Origin of the sequence: Bradyrhizobium sp. AUGA SZCCT0222 (genome assembly GCF_018130205.1) — a bacterium.
Lineage (GTDB): Bacteria > Pseudomonadota > Alphaproteobacteria > Rhizobiales > Xanthobacteraceae > Bradyrhizobium.
On the sequence record NZ_JAFCLX010000020.1, the window covers coordinates 84909 to 100191 of the forward strand.

Here is a 15283-nt window from a genome sequence, read left to right on the forward strand (position 1 = left end):
AAACAACCCGACGGGCAAATCAGTTCGGATTTACGGAAATCATGTCAAGCCAAAAATTTCCGAAAATCAAAAATATTTCGCTTTCTTTCCACCCCAAATCACCTGCACATCCATAGCCATCCCGTCCCACTCAGAGGGGCGTCGGCCGTCGTCACGACGAGGGGCGGGTCGCGGTGGACGTTGACGTTGCGATTGACGGTCGTAGCGGAAGCGTACGGCAAAAGCGTGTGGTCCTGGCGCCCGTAACGGCGTCAAGTCTTTCGGGAGCCAACGCTTCCGAGGGGCGACGGTGGCAATAGAGGCCGTCTCGCCGGGGAGAGCGCGTTATAAGCCGTAAAGCCATTGCGCAGGGAATGTCGGATGCTCTCCGCTGCCCTGTATGCTCGTGTGCAGCCTACTTAGCACAATCGCACACGAGACCGCGGGTGCAGCGCGCATCCGGCATTCCCTGCGCCCTCTGGATTTTTGAGGGCGAGAAGTTTCCAACAAACCTCGGGCGCATCGCGTCGCGAGAATGCGAAACTATGTCCGCGTGTCGTCCCGGCGAAGGCCGGGACCCATAACCACAGGGAGTGGTTTTGCGGAAGGTCTTTCCTACTGAGCTTCACCGAGAGATCACGCGGTATGGGTCCCGGCCTTCGCCGGGACGACAGAACGGAGACGCACCGTTCCCGTCATGGCCTGCGAAGACCAACCCGGACCTGATCGCGCCGCAATCATGGGCTCAAGATCGGTGGTCAAAACGGCCGGAAATCCGCGTGTCTTGCGGCTTTTTAAGGTGTTCCGGCCTTGTATTTTCGTATCCGATCCGGTTTCACTGCCATTCTTCCTTTTGTTCCCCTGATTCCCTGAGTTGACCCATGCGATTGTCGCGGTTTTTTCTGCCCATCCTGAAAGAGAATCCGAAAGAGGCGGAGATCGTCTCGCATCGCCTGATGCTGCGTGCCGGCATGATGCGGCAGGAAGCGGCGGGCATTTACGCCTGGCTGCCGCTGGGTTTTCGGGTGTTGAAGAAGATCGAGCAGATCGTGCGCGAGGAGCAGGACCGCGCAGGCGCCCTGGAACTGCTGATGCCGACGCTGCAGCTCGCCGACCTCTGGCGCGAGAGCGGCCGCTACGACGCCTATGGCCCGGAAATGCTGCGCATCAGCGACCGCCACAAGCGCGAATTGCTGTACGGGCCGACCAACGAGGAAATGATCACCGAGATCTTCCGCGCCTACGTCAAGTCCTACAAGAGTCTGCCGCTCAATCTCTACCACATCCAGTGGAAGTTCCGCGACGAGCAGCGTCCGCGTTTCGGCGTGATGCGTGGCCGTGAATTCCTGATGAAGGATGCCTATTCGTTCGACATCGACGAGGCGGCGGCGCGGCGCTCCTATAACCGGATGTTCGTCGCTTACCTGCGCACCTTCGCGCGGATGGGGTTGAAGGCGATCCCGATGCGCGCGGAGACCGGCCCGATCGGCGGCGATCTCAGCCACGAATTCATCGTGCTGGCCGAGACCGGCGAGTCCGGCGTCTATTGCGACAGCGACGTGCTCAACCTGCCGATCCCGGGCGACGACGTCGATTATGACGGCGATTTGACCCCGATCATCAAGCAATGGACCTCGGTCTATGCCGCGACCGAGGACGTCCACGATGCCGCGCGCTTCGACAGCGAAGTGCCTGCCGAGAACAAGGTGCACACCAGGGGCATCGAGGTCGGCCAGATCTTCTACTTCGGCACCAAATATTCCGACGCCATGAAGGCGATGGTCGCGGGCGCCGACGGTGTCGACGTCCCGATCCATGGCGGCTCCTACGGCGTCGGCGTGTCGCGCCTGGTCGGCGCCATCATCGAGGCCTGCCATGACGATGCCGGCATCAAATGGCCCGAGGCGGTGGCCCCGTTCACCGCCGTGATCCTGAACCTGAAGCAGGGCTCCAGCGACACCGATGCGGCCTGCGAGGCGCTGTATCGCGAGCTCGAGGCCAAGGGCGTCGATGTCCTCTATGATGACACCGATCAGCGCGCAGGGGCGAAGTTCGCCGCCGCCGACCTGATCGGCATCCCCTGGCAGATTCTGGTCGGCCCCAAGGGCCTCGCCGAGGGCAAGCTCGAGATCAAGCGGCGCGGCGACGGCTCACGCGAGAATCTCAGCCCGGCGGAAGCGGTCGCCAAGATAGTTGGACGATAAGCGGAAGATAGCGGGATAAAGATTATCCACGGGGGGCGGGTATTCTTGGCCATTCCCGGCCACATTTGGCCCCGAATCATGGGATTATCGAAAGATGGATGAGACCATGAACGAGACAGTCCGAACCCCGCCGTTTTCGCAGTTCGAATGGCTGTTGTCGGGGCGTTACCTGCGGGCGCGTCGCAAGGAAGGGTTCATTTCCGTCATCGCCGGTTTTTCGTTCCTCGGCATCATGCTCGGCGTTGCGACGCTGATTATCGTGATGGCCGTGATGAACGGCTTTCGCAAGGAACTGCTGGACAAGATCCTCGGCCTCAACGGACATCTCTTAATTCAGCCGCTGGAATCGCCGCTGACCGACTGGAAGGATGTCGCCGAGCGTATCAACCAGGTTCAGGGCATCCGGCTGGCCGCGCCTGTCGTGGACGGCCAGGCGCTGGCGTCCTCCTACTTCAACGCCTCGGGCGTGCTGGTGCGGGGTATACGTTCCGCGGACCTGAACAACCTCACCTCGGTCGCCAAGAACATCAAGCAGGGCACCCTGGAAGGCTTCGACGAGGGGCAGGGCGTCGCGATCGGTCGCCGGCTCGCCGATACGCTGTCATTGCATGCCGGCGACAGCATCACCTTGGTTGCCCCGAAGGGGGCCGTGACCCCGATGGGTACCACACCGCGCATCAAGGCCTACAAGGTCGCCGCGGTGTTCGAGATCGGCATGTCGGAATATGATTCGAGCTTCGTGTTCATGCCGCTGCCGGAGTCGCAGGCCTATTTCAACCGCAAGGACGACGTCACCGCGATCGAGGTGTTCACCTCCAATCCGGACAAGATCGACGCTTTCCGCAAGCTGGTGACGGAAGCGGCCGGGCGGCCGGTGTTCCTGGTCGACTGGCGGCAGCGCAACTCGACCTTCTTCAACGCGCTGCAGGTCGAACGCAACGTGATGTTCCTGATCCTGACCATGATCGTGCTGGTCGCAGCGCTGAACATCGTGTCCGGCCTGATCATGCTGGTAAAGGACAAGGGCCAGGACATTGCGATCCTGCGCACCATGGGTGCCTCGCAGGGCTCGATCATGCGGATATTCCTGATCACGGGGGCTGCGATCGGCGTGGTCGGCACGCTGACCGGCTTTTTTGTCGGCATGCTGGTTTGCCTGAACATCGAATCGATCCGGCAATTCCTGTCGTGGATGACCAATACCGAACTGTTCTCGCCGGAGCTCTACTTCCTGTCCAAGCTGCCCGCCGAGATCGATTTCGGCGAGACCACCGCGGTGGTGATCATGGCGCTGACGCTGTCGTTCCTGGCCACGCTCTATCCGTCCTGGCGCGCCGCGCGCCTCGATCCCGTCGACGCACTCCGGTACGAGTGATGGGTGAGACCATGAAGGAGACAGTTCGTACCCCGCCGTTCTCACAGTTCGAATGGCTGTTGTCCGGGCGTTACCTGCGGGCGCGTCGCAAGGAAGGCTTCATTTCCGTCATCGCCGGTTTTTCGTTCCTCGGCATCATGCTCGGCGTTGCGACGCTGATCGTCGTGATGGCCGTGTTGAACGGCTTTCGCAAGGAACTGCTGGACAAGATCCTCGGCCTCAACGGGCATCTGCTGGTTCAACCTCTGGAATCGCCGCTGACCGACTGGAAGGATGTCGCCGAGCGGATCAGCCAGATTCAGGGTATCCGGCTGGCCGCGCCGGTGGTTGACGGTCAGGCGCTGGCGTCGTCGGCCTTCAACGCCTCGGGCGTGGTGGTACGCGGCATGCGCGCCGCCGACCTGAATAACCTCACCTCGATCTCGGGGAACATCAAGCAGGGCACCTTGGAAGGCTTCGACGAGGGGCAGGGCGTCGCGATCGGTCGCAGGCTCGCCGATACGCTGTCATTGCGTGCCGGCGACAGCATCACCTTGGTTGCCCCGAAGGGGGCTGTGACCGCGATGGGCACCACGCCGCGCATCAAGCCTTACAAGGTCGCCGCCGTGTTCGAGATCGGGATGTCGGAATATGACTCAGGCTTCGTGTTCATGCCGCTGCCGGAGTCGCAGGCCTATTTCAACCGCAAGGACGACGTCTCCGCGATCGAGGTGTTCACCAGCAATCCGGACAATATCGACACTTTCCGCAGGCTGGTGACGGATGCGGCCGGGCGGCCGGTGTTCCTGGTCGACTGGCGGCAGCGCAACTCGACCTTCTTCAATGCGCTGCTGGTCCAACGCAACGTGACGTTCCTGATCCTGACCATGATCGTGCTGGTCGCGGCGCTCAACATCGTCTCCGGCCTGATCATGCTGGTCAAGGACAAGGGCCAGGACATTGCGATCCTGCGCACCATGGGCGCCTCGCGGGGCTCGATCATGCGGATATTCCTGATCACGGGGGCCGCGATCGGCGTGGTCGGCACGCTGACCGGGTTTTTCGTCGGCATGCTGATTTGTCTCAACATCGAATCGATCCAGATATTCCTGTCGTGGCTCACCAACACCGACATATTTCCGCGAGAGATCTATTTCCTCTCGAAGCTTCCGGCCGAGATCGCCTTCCGCGAGACCTCTGCCGTCGTGATCATGGCGCTGACACTGTCGTTCCTGGCCACGCTCTATCCGTCCTGGCGCGCCGCGCGCCTCGATCCCGTGGACGCGCTCCGGTATGAGTGAGGGCAAAATGGCCGAGGGCGCGGAAGATGTACCGGTGGTTTATCTCCACGAGATAAAACGCCAGTACACGCAGGGTGAGGCGACGCTGACCATTCTCAACGGCGCCAAGCTCGCGCTGTGGGCCGGGCAGTCGGTGGCGCTGGTGGCGCCGTCGGGCTCGGGCAAGTCGACGCTGCTGCATATCGCGGGCCTGCTCGAAAGCCCCGATGACGGCGAGGTCTATGTCGGGGGAGCGCCGACCTCGCAATTGTCAGACATCGACCGCACCCACATCAGGCGTTCCGACATCGGCTTCGTCTACCAGCAGCACCGGCTGCTGCCGGAATTCACCGCGCTCGAAAACGTCATGCTGCCGCAGATGATCCGCGGTCTCAAGCGCAACGAGACGATCAAGCGTGCAACAGAGATCCTGGCCTATCTCGGTCTTGGCGAACGCATCACCCACCGCCCGGCCGAACTGTCCGGTGGCGAGCAGCAGCGCGTCGCGATCGCACGCGCGGTCGCCAATGCGCCGCGGGTGCTGCTGGCGGACGAGCCGACCGGCAACCTCGATCCGCACACCGCCGATCACGTGTTCAACGCCCTGATGCAGCTTGTGAAGGCGACGCGGGTCGCGATGCTGATCGCAACCCACAACATGGAATTGGCCGGCCGCATGGACCGGCGGGTGTCGCTGGTGGACGGCCAGGTCGTCGAACTGGAATGACCACAGCTTCACACGAGAGCGTTTTCCAGCGAAGTGGACACCGATTCGCGTGAAGAAAACGCGTCAAAACAAGAATCCAGAGCCCTGTTCCGATTGCATCGGAACGGGGCTCTAGAATTGGATTCGCTCCACGCATTCGAATCTCGTTGAGTTCGGAGCGCGCTCGTCGGTTCGATCACGGATCGTTGAACATCTTTAGCCGCGCACGCGCGCCATCTCTTCAACACAATCTCACACGGCGATACCGCTGCGCGGTTCCATTGTGATTTTTCTGCGGCGAACGTGCACGCAATGTTTCGAAAAGTGCCTGTTACACAATATTAACTTACATCTTCACTGAAGTCGTTTCGCGTGCGCTGTTGCAGCCAAGTGACAGTAATTCAAACGAACAATGATATGACGCTGCCACGGCCTTGGGGGCTGTACCAACTGGAACGGGAATTAAAAAAGATGAAGAAGGTTTTGCTTGTAACGGCCAGTCTGATCGCGCTCGGCGCGGCTGCGCCGGCAGTGGCTGCGGATCTCGCTGCGCGTCCTTACACCAAGGCGCCGCCGATGATCGCCGCTGTGTATGACTGGAGTGGTTTCTACATCGGCGTCAACGGTGGCGGCGGTTGGAGCCGCAATGATTGGGACGCGGTCGCTCCCAACGTTGCGTTTGGCCCCGAGGGTTCGCATGACGCATCGGGCGCCACGGTCGGTGGTCAGGTCGGCTATCGCTGGCAGGCCGGCACCTGGGTGTTCGGCTTGGAAGCGCAGGGCAACTGGGCTGACTTCAAGGGCTCGAACACCAGCCTGCTGTTCCCCGGCTTCGTCAACCACTCGAAGATCGACGCGTTCGGCCTGTTCACCGGTCAGGTCGGCTATGCCGTCAACAACGTCCTGCTCTACGTCAAGGGCGGTGCTGCTGTGACCTCGAATCGTAACCACATCAACACCGTTGCTGGCGCGCTCGCTGCGTCCACCAGCGACGACACCCGCTGGGGTGGCACGGTCGGTGCTGGCCTCGAATACGGCTTCGCCCCGAACTGGTCGATTGGCGTCGAATACAATCACATCTTCCTGCAGGATCGGACCTACACCTTCACCACGCCGGCTGGCGTGTTCTTCGGCACCGATCGCATCAGCCAGGACGTCGATCTCGTGACCGCTCGCCTGAACTACAAGTTCGGCGGCCCGATCATCGCGAAGTATTGATCTCAGTACTGATTTCGCTACTCGCTAGCGAGACCATCGAAGCCCCGGGCGTCGCCCGGGGCTTTTTTGTTGGGCCCACCGGTTCGACATTGCGGAAGTTTTTGTTAACGCGAGAGCGCGAGTCCATTTATCGCGCCCTTAACTACAGGAACTTCGCGGACTTGAATCGCCTCGCCGCCGGCGCATAGTTGCGCAATGGCAAGCAGCATCTGGACCACAGAAGAATTTACCTGCCCCGGTTGCGGGATGGATTACTCCGCGACGAGGGAGCAGCATCAGCACAAGCATGCGGGCAAATTCGAATGCATGGTTTGCCAGACCGAAGTCCACGCCTGGTCCGGTACCCATGATTATTTCGGCTGGAAGCCGATCAGGCGGACGCAGCCGGTCTTTGGACGAAAAACGGCGTAGCCGCGCGGGCTGGAATTGGTCGGCTTGCGAAGGCATATACGGGGCATGAAAATAAGATTCCCCATCGTCGTTTCAGCCGTCCTACTCGCCGCCGCAGCCCTCTTGGTTTTCAACGGCCGCCTTCACGCGCGGGGTCCCCATCACCCCACCACGGAATGTGGCTTCTGGGGGCCGATGGAAGCGGGGATGTCGTGCCAATGACAGCTTCCCGGAGGGCTGGAAAACAGACCGGACCGGGCGCATATTTGGGGCATGGAAAACGTACACAAATGTACCTCGGTGCTGAGCCCGCTGATTGCGGAGGCCAGGACGGGCGCCATTCCTCTGGCAGAAAATGCCATCAACGAGATGGTCGCCGTGACGCCCGCACCTCAGCAAAGGGACGCCTTGGAAAGCGTTCGGTCGGTGGTGAAAGCTCACGGAGACGCAGCCGGGCCCGGCTCTCAGTGCGACTTTGCAGATGCCGTGAATGACTACATCGAAAAGCTGATGAGAGCGCTCATCTGATCCCCGAGCGCCCCGCGACCCCAACCAACGCCAAGTCGATGATAGACCCCGCGACGGGGAGGCGGCCCGGAGTGGGTCAGTTTGATTGCGGCAGAGTTCCGGGCTGGAAAAAGGGCGGTTCCAGGCGCATATTCCGGGGATGGCGACAATTGTCCAATGCAATTGCGGCGCCGAGTACAGACGTACTGAAGAGAAGTTCTTGGTACCGCAAACAGGTGACGCGGTCTGCACGGTCTGCGGGGCTGCGCTGGAGTCGTGGTGGAATAGCGGCCACGTTCCCACATACGAGCTTATTGAACGGCCTCGGACAGAAGGCGGGAACGGCAAGCCACCCGAAACGACCTAGCGACCCCAATCGACCCCAATCAGCTCGCCAAGCGATCACGGACGGGGGACGGGCCCCCAAGAATTAACCACAGGGGTCATTCTTCAAACTGACCCGCCGGGCGCGCTTGACTCCTAGAACAAAAAAGGAACAATGTTCCTCATATGTTCTTGGATCGGGAGTGCCTGCGATGTTGAGGATGTTTGTGGAAGAAGCCGCCGCTCTGGCGTCGATTACGCTGTTTGTCGGGATGATCGCGGTATGGGCGCAGCTCATTCCCCAGCTCTGAGGTGGGGGCGGGATCGGGGCCGTTGTACCCGCAAAGCAGGCTTCGACAGCCCCTTGGGGAAAAGCCGGATGGCGGGCGCAAGCTGAGCGTTCCGCGTGGACTCCGCTAGCCCAACGCATCACCATTGGAATTGGCGAGTCGGCGCCCGGGGAGTTTCTCGGAGAGCTGACGATCGCTCCCATCCACGATGCAAGAGCCCTCAAAGCGACATGTCCAACGCCGGATTCGTTCATCTCCACGTTCATTCGGCCTATTCGCTGCTGAAGGGTTCGATCAAGATCGCCAAGCTCGGCGAGCTTGCCAAAGCCGACCGCCAGCCAGCGCTGGCGCTGACCGATACCGACAACATGTTCGGGGCGCTGGAATTCTCCGACAAGATGGCGGGCTATGGCATCCAGCCGATCGTCGGGTTGGAACTCGCGATCGATTTCGGCGACCAGGATCCCAACGCGCGCAATGCGCTTGCCACCGCGCCTGCGCGAATCGTGCTGCTGGCGGCGCGCGAGCGCGGCTATCGCAGCCTGATGCACCTGAACTCGCGGGCGTTCCAGGAGACACCGGTTCACCAATCCCCGCATATCAAGCTCGAATGGCTTGAAGGCTACTCGGAGGACCTGATCGCGTTGACCGGCGGCCCCGAGGGGCCGATCTCGCTGGCGCTGCACGGCGATCATTCAGCGCTCGCGGCGACGCGCTGCGACCGGCTGACCAGCCTGTTCGGCGACCGCCTCTATGTCGAATTGCAGCGCCACGGCATCGACAAGGAGCGCCGTGTCGAATCGGGCCTGATCGATCTTGCCTATGCCAAGGGCCTGCCGCTGGTCGCGACCAACGAGCCGTATTTCGCAAGCACTGACGATTACGAAGCCCACGACGCGCTGCTTTGCATCGCCGGCGGCCGCCTGATCGCCGAGACTGACCGCGAACAGCTGACGCCGGATCACCGCTTCAAGACCCGCGCCGAAATGGCGGTCCTGTTCGCCGACATTCCGGAAGCGCTGGCTTCCACCGTCGAGATCGCCGAACGCTGTTCGTTCCGGCCGATGACGCGCAAGCCGATCCTGCCGCGCTTCACGGTCGGCGCGGGATCGGGATCCGATGCGGCAGGCGAAGAGGCTGCCGAACTGAAGCGTCAGGCCGAGGAGGGGCTTGCCAGGCGCCTTTCGGTGCATGGCCTGTCGCAGGGAACCTCGGAGGAGGATTACCAGAAGCGGCTGGCGTTCGAGATCGACGTCATCAACCGCATGAACTATGCGGGCTACTTCCTCATCGTTTCCGACTTCATCAAATGGGCCAAGGACAACGACATTCCGGTCGGGCCGGGCCGCGGCTCGGGCGCGGGATCGCTGGTGGCCTATGCGCTGACCATCACCGACCTCGATCCGCTTCGGTTTGGCCTGCTGTTCGAGCGCTTCCTCAATCCGGAACGCGTCTCGATGCCGGACTTCGACATCGACTTCTGTCAGGATCGCCGCGGCGAGGTCATCGACTACGTGCAGCAGCGTTACGGCCGCGATCAGGTGGCGCAGATCATCACCTTCGGAACGCTGCAGGCGAGGGGCGTGCTGCGCGACGTCGGCCGCGTGCTGCAGATGCCTTACGGGCAGGTCGACAAACTGACCAAATTGGTGCCGCAGAATCCCGCAGCCCCGGTAACGCTGGCCGCGGCGATCGAGAGTGAACCAAAACTGCAGGCGTTCCGCGACGAAGACCCCGTTGTGGCGCGCGCCTTCGATATCGCGCAGCGCCTGGAAGGACTGACCCGGCACGCTTCGACGCACGCCGCCGGCATCGTGATCGGCGATCGCCCCTTGAGCGAACTGGTGCCGCTCTATCGCGATCCCAAATCCGACATGCCGGTGACCCAGTTCAACATGAAATGGGTCGAGCCGGCCGGCCTCGTGAAGTTCGACTTTCTCGGCCTGAAGACGCTGACCGTGCTCGACGTCGCAGTCAAACTGCTCAGGCAGCGCAATATCCATGTCGATCTGGCAACGCTGCCGATCGAAGACCCGCAAAGCTATCAGATGCTGGCCCGGGGCGATGTGGTCGGCGTGTTCCAGGTGGAAAGCCAGGGCATGCGGCGCGCGCTGGTCGACATGCGGCCCGACCGCTTTGAGGACATCATCGCGCTGGTGGCGCTCTATCGGCCTGGCCCGATGGCTAACATTCCGACCTATTGCGCGCGCAAGCACGGTGACGAGGAGCCGGAATATCTGCATCCGATCCTGGAGCCGATCCTGAAGGAAACCTTCGGCGTCATCATCTACCAGGAACAGGTGATGCAAATCGCCCAGGTGATGGCGGGCTATTCGCTCGGCGACGCCGACCTGCTGCGCCGCGCGATGGGCAAGAAGATCCGCGCCGAGATGGAGAAGCAGCGCGCGATCTTCGTCGCCGGGGCGGTCAAGAACGGCGTGCCGAAGGGGCAGGCCGATACGATCTTCGAACTCTTGGCAAAGTTCGCCGACTACGGCTTCAACAAGAGCCACGCCGCGGCTTACGCGCTGGTGTCCTATCACACCGCCTATATGAAGGCGCATTATCCGGTCGAGTTCCTGGCCGCGTCGATGACGCTCGAACTCAACAACACCGACAAGCTGTCGGAGTTTCGCGCCGAGGCGCAGCGGCTCGGCATCAAGGTCGAGGCGCCCAATATCAACCGCTCGGGTGCGACCTTCGAGGTTGGCGAAAACACCATCTATTATGCGCTGGCAGCGCTGAAGGGCGTCGGCCCGCAGGCGGTCGAACTGATCGTGGAGGAACGGCACAAAGGGCTGTTCACCTCGCTCGCCGATTTCGCCGCGCGCGTTAATCCGCGCGCCATCAACAAGCGCGTCATCGAAAGCCTGGCGGCCGCCGGCGCTTTCGACACGATCGATTCAAACCGCGCGCGGGTATTTGGCGGCGCGGAGGCTATTCTGGCCGCCTGCCAGCGCAGCCACGAGGCGTCGACGATCGGGCAGAACGACATGTTCGGCGGCGCCGCGGATGCTCCGACCATCATGCTGCCGCAGATCGAACCGTGGTTGCCGGCCGATCGGCTGCGGCGCGAATACGACGCCATCGGCTTCTTCCTGTCGGGCCATCCGCTCGACGACTATGCCATGGTGTTGAAGCGGCTGCGCGTGCAGTCCTGGGCGGAATTCTCGCGCGCGGTCAAAACCGGCGCGACCGCCGGCAAGGTCGCGGCCACGGTCGTCTCGCGCATGGAGCGGCGGACCAAGACCGGCAACAAGATGGGCATCATGGGCCTGTCCGACCCGACCGGCCATTTCGAGGCGGTGCTGTTCTCCGAAGGCCTCGCGCAATATCGTGACGTGCTGGAGCCGGGGGCTGCCGTGCTGCTGCAACTCGGCGCCGAACTGCAGGGCGAGGACGTGCGGGCAAGGGTGCTGCATGCCGAGCCGCTGGATGACGCGGCGGCCAAAACCCAAAAGGGTTTGCGGATTTTCGTTCGCGACACCAAGCCGCTGGATTCCATCGCACGACGGCTGAACATGCCGGAGCCGGTCGTGCCCGGCGCGCCAAAGGGCCTGCCGGCGAAACCGGCGCCCGCGCCGGTGGGGGGCGCCGACGGCGACGTCTCGCTGGTGATCATGCTTGACCTCGAAACCGAGGTCGAGATGAAGCTTCCCGGCCGCTTCAAGGTCTCGCCGCAGATCGCCGGCGCGATCAAGGCGGTGTCGGGCGTGGTGGATGTGCAGACGCTTTAGGTGCTGGGCGCTATTCCTGCTCGATATCTTCGAGGCGGACGCCGCGCCCTGATTGCAGGCTGTTGCGGGCCCGCTCGATGCGCTGCAGAAATCGCGGATCGTTTTCGAGCCGATATTCGGAGAACGGAACCTCCATCATACCGGCCTTGCGAATTGTGCGAACCATGAGTCGGCCTCCAATTTAGCCACGATCGCCAAAATCTCGATGTCGCTGCGCTGTTTACCGATTACGTGGAGGACATAGCAACAGCTATTGCAACCTCACGATGTTTTCGGCTATGCCCTTTTCCGGGACAAGTGCTGGGGACGTTATGTTGGGGCGTGGAATTGCGCTGCTTTTGGGCGCGTTGCTGTTGTCGGGCTGTATGACAGCCAAAGTCGGAACAGACTATGCGGCGATGTCGCAAAAGATCGGTCCGCCAAAACCAGGACAGTCCCGGGTAGTGGTGCTTCAACAAAAGCGCGACGGCCTGTCCATGTCCCTGTGCGCCTGCGATGTGAAGCTGGACGGTAGACCAATGGGCAAGGTGGTGGTCGGAACCTACGCCTATGCCGATCTCCCGGCAGGTCCGCACCAGCTCACTGCAACCGAAGTGTTGTTTCCCGGCGAGTCCAGGCGAGATTTCACCACGGCGCCCGGCCGCACTTACTTCTTTCTGGTCAAGTCGAGCGCGAGGCATGACGCGGTAACCGGCACGACCATGGTTGCGGGATTGGCGGGAGCCCTGGTTGCGTCCGTTGCAACATCCGGCAGCGACAATACAGGACCGGCCGACCTTATTGCGCTGGACGAGCCGACGGCGAGAACGACGCTCTCAGAACTGCAATTGGCGGACTAAGCCCAGCTGAAGCCCGTAGCGGCCCAGAGCCGTCGCCGCCTCTCCTGTTACAGCGACCGCGCGATCAGCAGCTTCATGATCTCGTTGGTCCCGCCGTAGATTTTCTGGATCCGCGCATCGACGAACATCCGCGAGATCGGATATTCCTCCATGTAGCCGTAGCCGCCGTGGAGCTGCAGGCATTCGTCCGCGGTCTCGACCTGCTTCTGCGACGTCCACCATTTTGCCATCGAGGCCGTCACGGTATCGAGTTCGCCGGCGACCAGGCGTTCGACGCACCAATCGACGAACACCCGCGCAATCATGGCTTCGGTCTTGCGCTCGGCCAGCTTGAACGCGGTGTTCTGGAATTCGATGATGGGCTTGCCGAAAGCTTTTCGTTCCCTGGTGTAGTCGGCGGTCAGCTTGATCGCGCGCTCCATCGACGCCACGGCGCCGACGGCCAGCGAGAGGCGCTCCTGCGGCAATTGCTGCATCAGCTGCACGAAGCCGTTGCCTTCCTCGCTGCCCAGCAGGTTCTCCGGCGGGGCTACCGCATTGTCGAAGAATAATTCGGACGTGTCGGATGCATGCAGGCCGATCTTGTCGAGGTTGCGCCCACGGCGGAAACCGTCGTTGCCTTCGGCTTCAACCACGATCAGCGAGATTCCCTTGGCGCCGGCCTCGCCGGTGCGCGCGACCACGATGATCAGGTCGGCGGCCTGACCATTCGTTATAAAAGTCTTCTGGCCGTTGATGACGTAGTTGTTGCCCTGTTTTTTGGCTGTCGTGCGCACACCCTGCAGATCGGAGCCGGTGCCGGGTTCGGTCATGGCGATGGCGCCGACGAACTCGCCGCTGGCCATTTTCGGCAACCAGCGTTGTTTCTGTTCCTCGGACCCGTAGTTCAAAATGTAATGCGCGACGATGGCGCTATGCACCGAGTACCCGGTCGTTACTTCCGGTACCACGGTTTCGAGATCCTCGATCACGGCCGCTTCATAGGCGAAGCTGGCGCCCAGCCCGCCATAGGCTTCCGGCACGCTCGGAAGCAGGGCGCCCATTTCGCCGAGCCCGCGCCAGGCGGAGCGGTCGACCATCTTCTGGTCGCGCCATTTCTCCGCATGCGGCGCCAGATCCTTGGCGAGGAACTTGCGAAACTGGTCGCGAAAGACGTCCAGTTCCTCCGTCATCCAGGATGAACGATATTGCATTGATCCCTCGCGTCAGATGATGAGGCCGCCACCGCAGACGACGACTTGCCCACTGATGTAGTTCGATTCCGGGCTGCAGAACAGATAGACGGCGTCCGCCGCTTCCTCCGGTGTGCCGCCGCGTCCGAGTGGAATCATTCTCGCCATCGCGTCGAGCATCTGGGGCTGGACCCCGATCTTGATGTCACGGCCGGCGACGTCGATGGTCTTCTGCTGGGTCTCGATCGGCTGGGTCAGGCGCGTATTGATCAGGCCGAAGGCCACGCAATTGACGTTCACCTTGTAGCGTCCCCATTCCTTGCAAAGCGTGCGCGTCAGCCCGATCAGCGACGCCTTGGCCGACGAATAGCTGGCCTGGCCTGCGTTACCGTAAAGGCCGGCGATCGAGGAAATGTTGACCACCTTGCGAAACACTTCGCGGCCGGCTTCGGCCTCTTTCTTTGCCATGATCCGGATCGGCTCGGAGGCGGCGCGCAGCAGACGGAACGGTGCGACCAGGTGGACGTCAAGCATGGCCTGGAACTGCTCGTCGGTCATCTTCTGGATCGTCGAGTCCCAGGTATAACCGGCGTTGTTGACGATGATGTCGAGGCCGCCGAATGTTTCCATGGCTGCGCCGACGAAACGGTCGGAGAAACCGGCCTCGGAAACACTGCCGTTGATCGCGATGGCTTCGCCGCCGCCCTTGCGGATTTCCGCGGCGACGGCGTCGCCCGGCGCCGCATCGAGATCGTTGACCACGACCTTCGCGCCCTCGCTGGCGAGTTTCAGCGCGATGGCGCGGCCGATGCCTCGCCCCGATCCCGTAATCAGCGCGACTTTTCCCTTGAGCTTGGTCATTTGTTTTCCCTGATCAGAGTACGATGACGGCTTCGCCGGCGAGCTTGAGATCGCCGTTCTCGTCTTTGGTCGTCAGCGCCAGCTTCGCGCATCGCTCGCCATCATGCTCGACGAATTCGGAAACATGTCCCTCGCAGGTCAGGCGTGCACCGAGCTGCGTGATTGCGACGAAGCGCGTCGAGAACATGCGGAGCCGCGGGGGAGGGACCGCATCGGTCAGCGCCTGGCCGAGATAGCCCATGACCAGCATGCCGTGGGTAAAGACATCCGGGTATCCGGCGGCCTTGGCGAAATCCAAATCGACATGGATCGGATTGTGGTCGCCCGAGGCGCCGCAATAGAGCGCCAGCGTGTGGCGGCTGATCGGCGGAAACACCTTGTGGACGATGCGGTCGCCTATCGCGGGTTGAGCTTTCACGGCG

12 protein-coding genes are annotated in these 15283 nt (G+C 62.0%); 8 read left to right on the top strand and 4 right to left on the bottom strand.

The genetic code is table 11. The features are described 5' to 3' along the window. The first annotated feature begins 860 nt into the window (after window positions 1–860). The 7 genes from proS to dnaE all read left to right on the top strand — a co-directional run bounded on the left by proS (window position 861) and on the right by dnaE (window position 11989). On the top strand, window positions 861–2183 hold the full coding sequence (gene proS / locus JQ629_RS19225; RefSeq protein ID WP_212413988.1) for a proline--tRNA ligase: 1323 nt from the start codon (window positions 861–863) through the stop codon (window positions 2181–2183). A gap of 94 nt (window positions 2184–2277) precedes the next feature. After that, window positions 2278–3558, top strand: a complete 1281-nt coding sequence (locus JQ629_RS19230; protein WP_212262410.1) for a lipoprotein-releasing ABC transporter permease subunit — start codon at window positions 2278–2280, stop codon at window positions 3556–3558. Beyond that, complete coding sequence (locus JQ629_RS19235) at window positions 3558–4838, top strand: lipoprotein-releasing ABC transporter permease subunit (RefSeq protein ID WP_212413989.1); 1281 nt, start codon at window positions 3558–3560, stop codon at window positions 4836–4838. The genes JQ629_RS19230 and JQ629_RS19235 overlap by 1 nt, the downstream gene beginning before the upstream one ends. Further along, window positions 4831–5544 carry an ABC transporter ATP-binding protein gene (locus JQ629_RS19240; RefSeq protein WP_409363298.1) on the top strand — a complete coding sequence of 238 codons (714 nt, stop codon included), beginning with the start codon at window positions 4831–4833 and terminating at the stop codon, window positions 5542–5544. Before JQ629_RS19235 ends, JQ629_RS19240 begins: the two co-directional genes overlap by 8 nt. 450 nt (window positions 5545–5994) lie before the next feature. Continuing rightward, window positions 5995–6741: an outer membrane protein gene (locus JQ629_RS19245; RefSeq protein WP_212413990.1), complete on the top strand. Its 747-nt coding sequence runs from the start codon at window positions 5995–5997 to the stop codon at window positions 6739–6741. A gap of 663 nt (window positions 6742–7404) precedes the next feature. After that, window positions 7405–7659 (top strand): hypothetical protein, encoded by a 255-nt coding sequence (locus JQ629_RS19250; protein ID WP_212413991.1) that lies wholly within the window; start codon window positions 7405–7407, stop codon window positions 7657–7659. Window positions 7660–8482: 823 nt separating this feature from the next. Beyond that, the gene (gene dnaE, locus JQ629_RS19255; protein WP_212413992.1) at window positions 8483–11989 is read left to right on the top strand and encodes a DNA polymerase III subunit alpha; all 3507 of its coding nucleotides are present in this window, start codon (window positions 8483–8485) and stop codon (window positions 11987–11989) included. Window positions 11990–11999: 10 nt separating this feature from the next. Here the strand turns inward: dnaE and JQ629_RS19260 are convergent, their stop codons facing one another. Continuing rightward, complete coding sequence (locus JQ629_RS19260) at window positions 12000–12155, bottom strand: hypothetical protein (protein WP_212413993.1); 156 nt, start codon at window positions 12153–12155, stop codon at window positions 12000–12002. A 145-nt stretch (window positions 12156–12300) separates the two neighbouring features. Between JQ629_RS19260 and JQ629_RS19265 the strand changes: the two genes are divergently transcribed. Further along, window positions 12301–12828: a DUF2846 domain-containing protein gene (locus tag JQ629_RS19265; RefSeq protein WP_212413994.1), complete on the top strand. Its 528-nt coding sequence runs from the start codon at window positions 12301–12303 to the stop codon at window positions 12826–12828. 47 nt (window positions 12829–12875) lie between these two features. Here the strand turns inward: JQ629_RS19265 and JQ629_RS19270 are convergent, their stop codons facing one another. From JQ629_RS19270 to JQ629_RS19280, 3 genes are read right to left on the bottom strand one after another with little or no spacing between them, the layout of a single operon-like run. Then, on the bottom strand, window positions 12876–14021 hold the full coding sequence (locus JQ629_RS19270) for an acyl-CoA dehydrogenase family protein (protein WP_212413995.1): 1146 nt from the start codon (window positions 14019–14021) through the stop codon (window positions 12876–12878). Window positions 14022–14033: 12 nt separating this feature from the next. Next, window positions 14034–14861, bottom strand: coding sequence for an SDR family NAD(P)-dependent oxidoreductase (locus JQ629_RS19275; protein WP_212413996.1), 828 nt, complete (start codon window positions 14859–14861; stop codon window positions 14034–14036). A 13-nt stretch (window positions 14862–14874) separates the two neighbouring features. Beyond that, entirely contained in the window at window positions 14875–15279 is a 405-nt protein-coding gene (locus JQ629_RS19280; RefSeq protein WP_349631288.1) for a MaoC family dehydratase, read from the bottom strand. Window positions 15280–15283: the final 4 nt, after the last annotated feature.

What these genes read in the sequence shown, in the direction of transcription:
- proS (WP_212413988.1), top strand. Translation starts at nt 861, where the DNA reads ATGCGATTGTCGCGGTTTTTTCTGCCCATCCTGAAAGAGAATCCGAAA.
- JQ629_RS19230 (WP_212262410.1), top strand. Translation starts at nt 2,278, where the DNA reads ATGGATGAGACCATGAACGAGACAGTCCGAACCCCGCCGTTTTCGCAG.
- JQ629_RS19235 (WP_212413989.1), top strand. Translation starts at nt 3,558, where the DNA reads ATGGGTGAGACCATGAAGGAGACAGTTCGTACCCCGCCGTTCTCACAG.
- JQ629_RS19240 (WP_409363298.1), top strand. Translation starts at nt 4,831, where the DNA reads ATGAGTGAGGGCAAAATGGCCGAGGGCGCGGAAGATGTACCGGTGGTT.
- JQ629_RS19245 (WP_212413990.1), top strand. Translation starts at nt 5,995, where the DNA reads ATGAAGAAGGTTTTGCTTGTAACGGCCAGTCTGATCGCGCTCGGCGCG.
- JQ629_RS19250 (WP_212413991.1), top strand. Translation starts at nt 7,405, where the DNA reads ATGGAAAACGTACACAAATGTACCTCGGTGCTGAGCCCGCTGATTGCG.
- dnaE (WP_212413992.1), top strand. Translation starts at nt 8,483, where the DNA reads ATGTCCAACGCCGGATTCGTTCATCTCCACGTTCATTCGGCCTATTCG.
- JQ629_RS19260 (WP_212413993.1), bottom strand. Translation starts at nt 12,155, where the DNA reads ATGGTTCGCACAATTCGCAAGGCCGGTATGATGGAGGTTCCGTTCTCC.
- JQ629_RS19265 (WP_212413994.1), top strand. Translation starts at nt 12,301, where the DNA reads ATGTTGGGGCGTGGAATTGCGCTGCTTTTGGGCGCGTTGCTGTTGTCG.
- JQ629_RS19270 (WP_212413995.1), bottom strand. Translation starts at nt 14,021, where the DNA reads ATGCAATATCGTTCATCCTGGATGACGGAGGAACTGGACGTCTTTCGC.
- JQ629_RS19275 (WP_212413996.1), bottom strand. Translation starts at nt 14,861, where the DNA reads ATGACCAAGCTCAAGGGAAAAGTCGCGCTGATTACGGGATCGGGGCGA.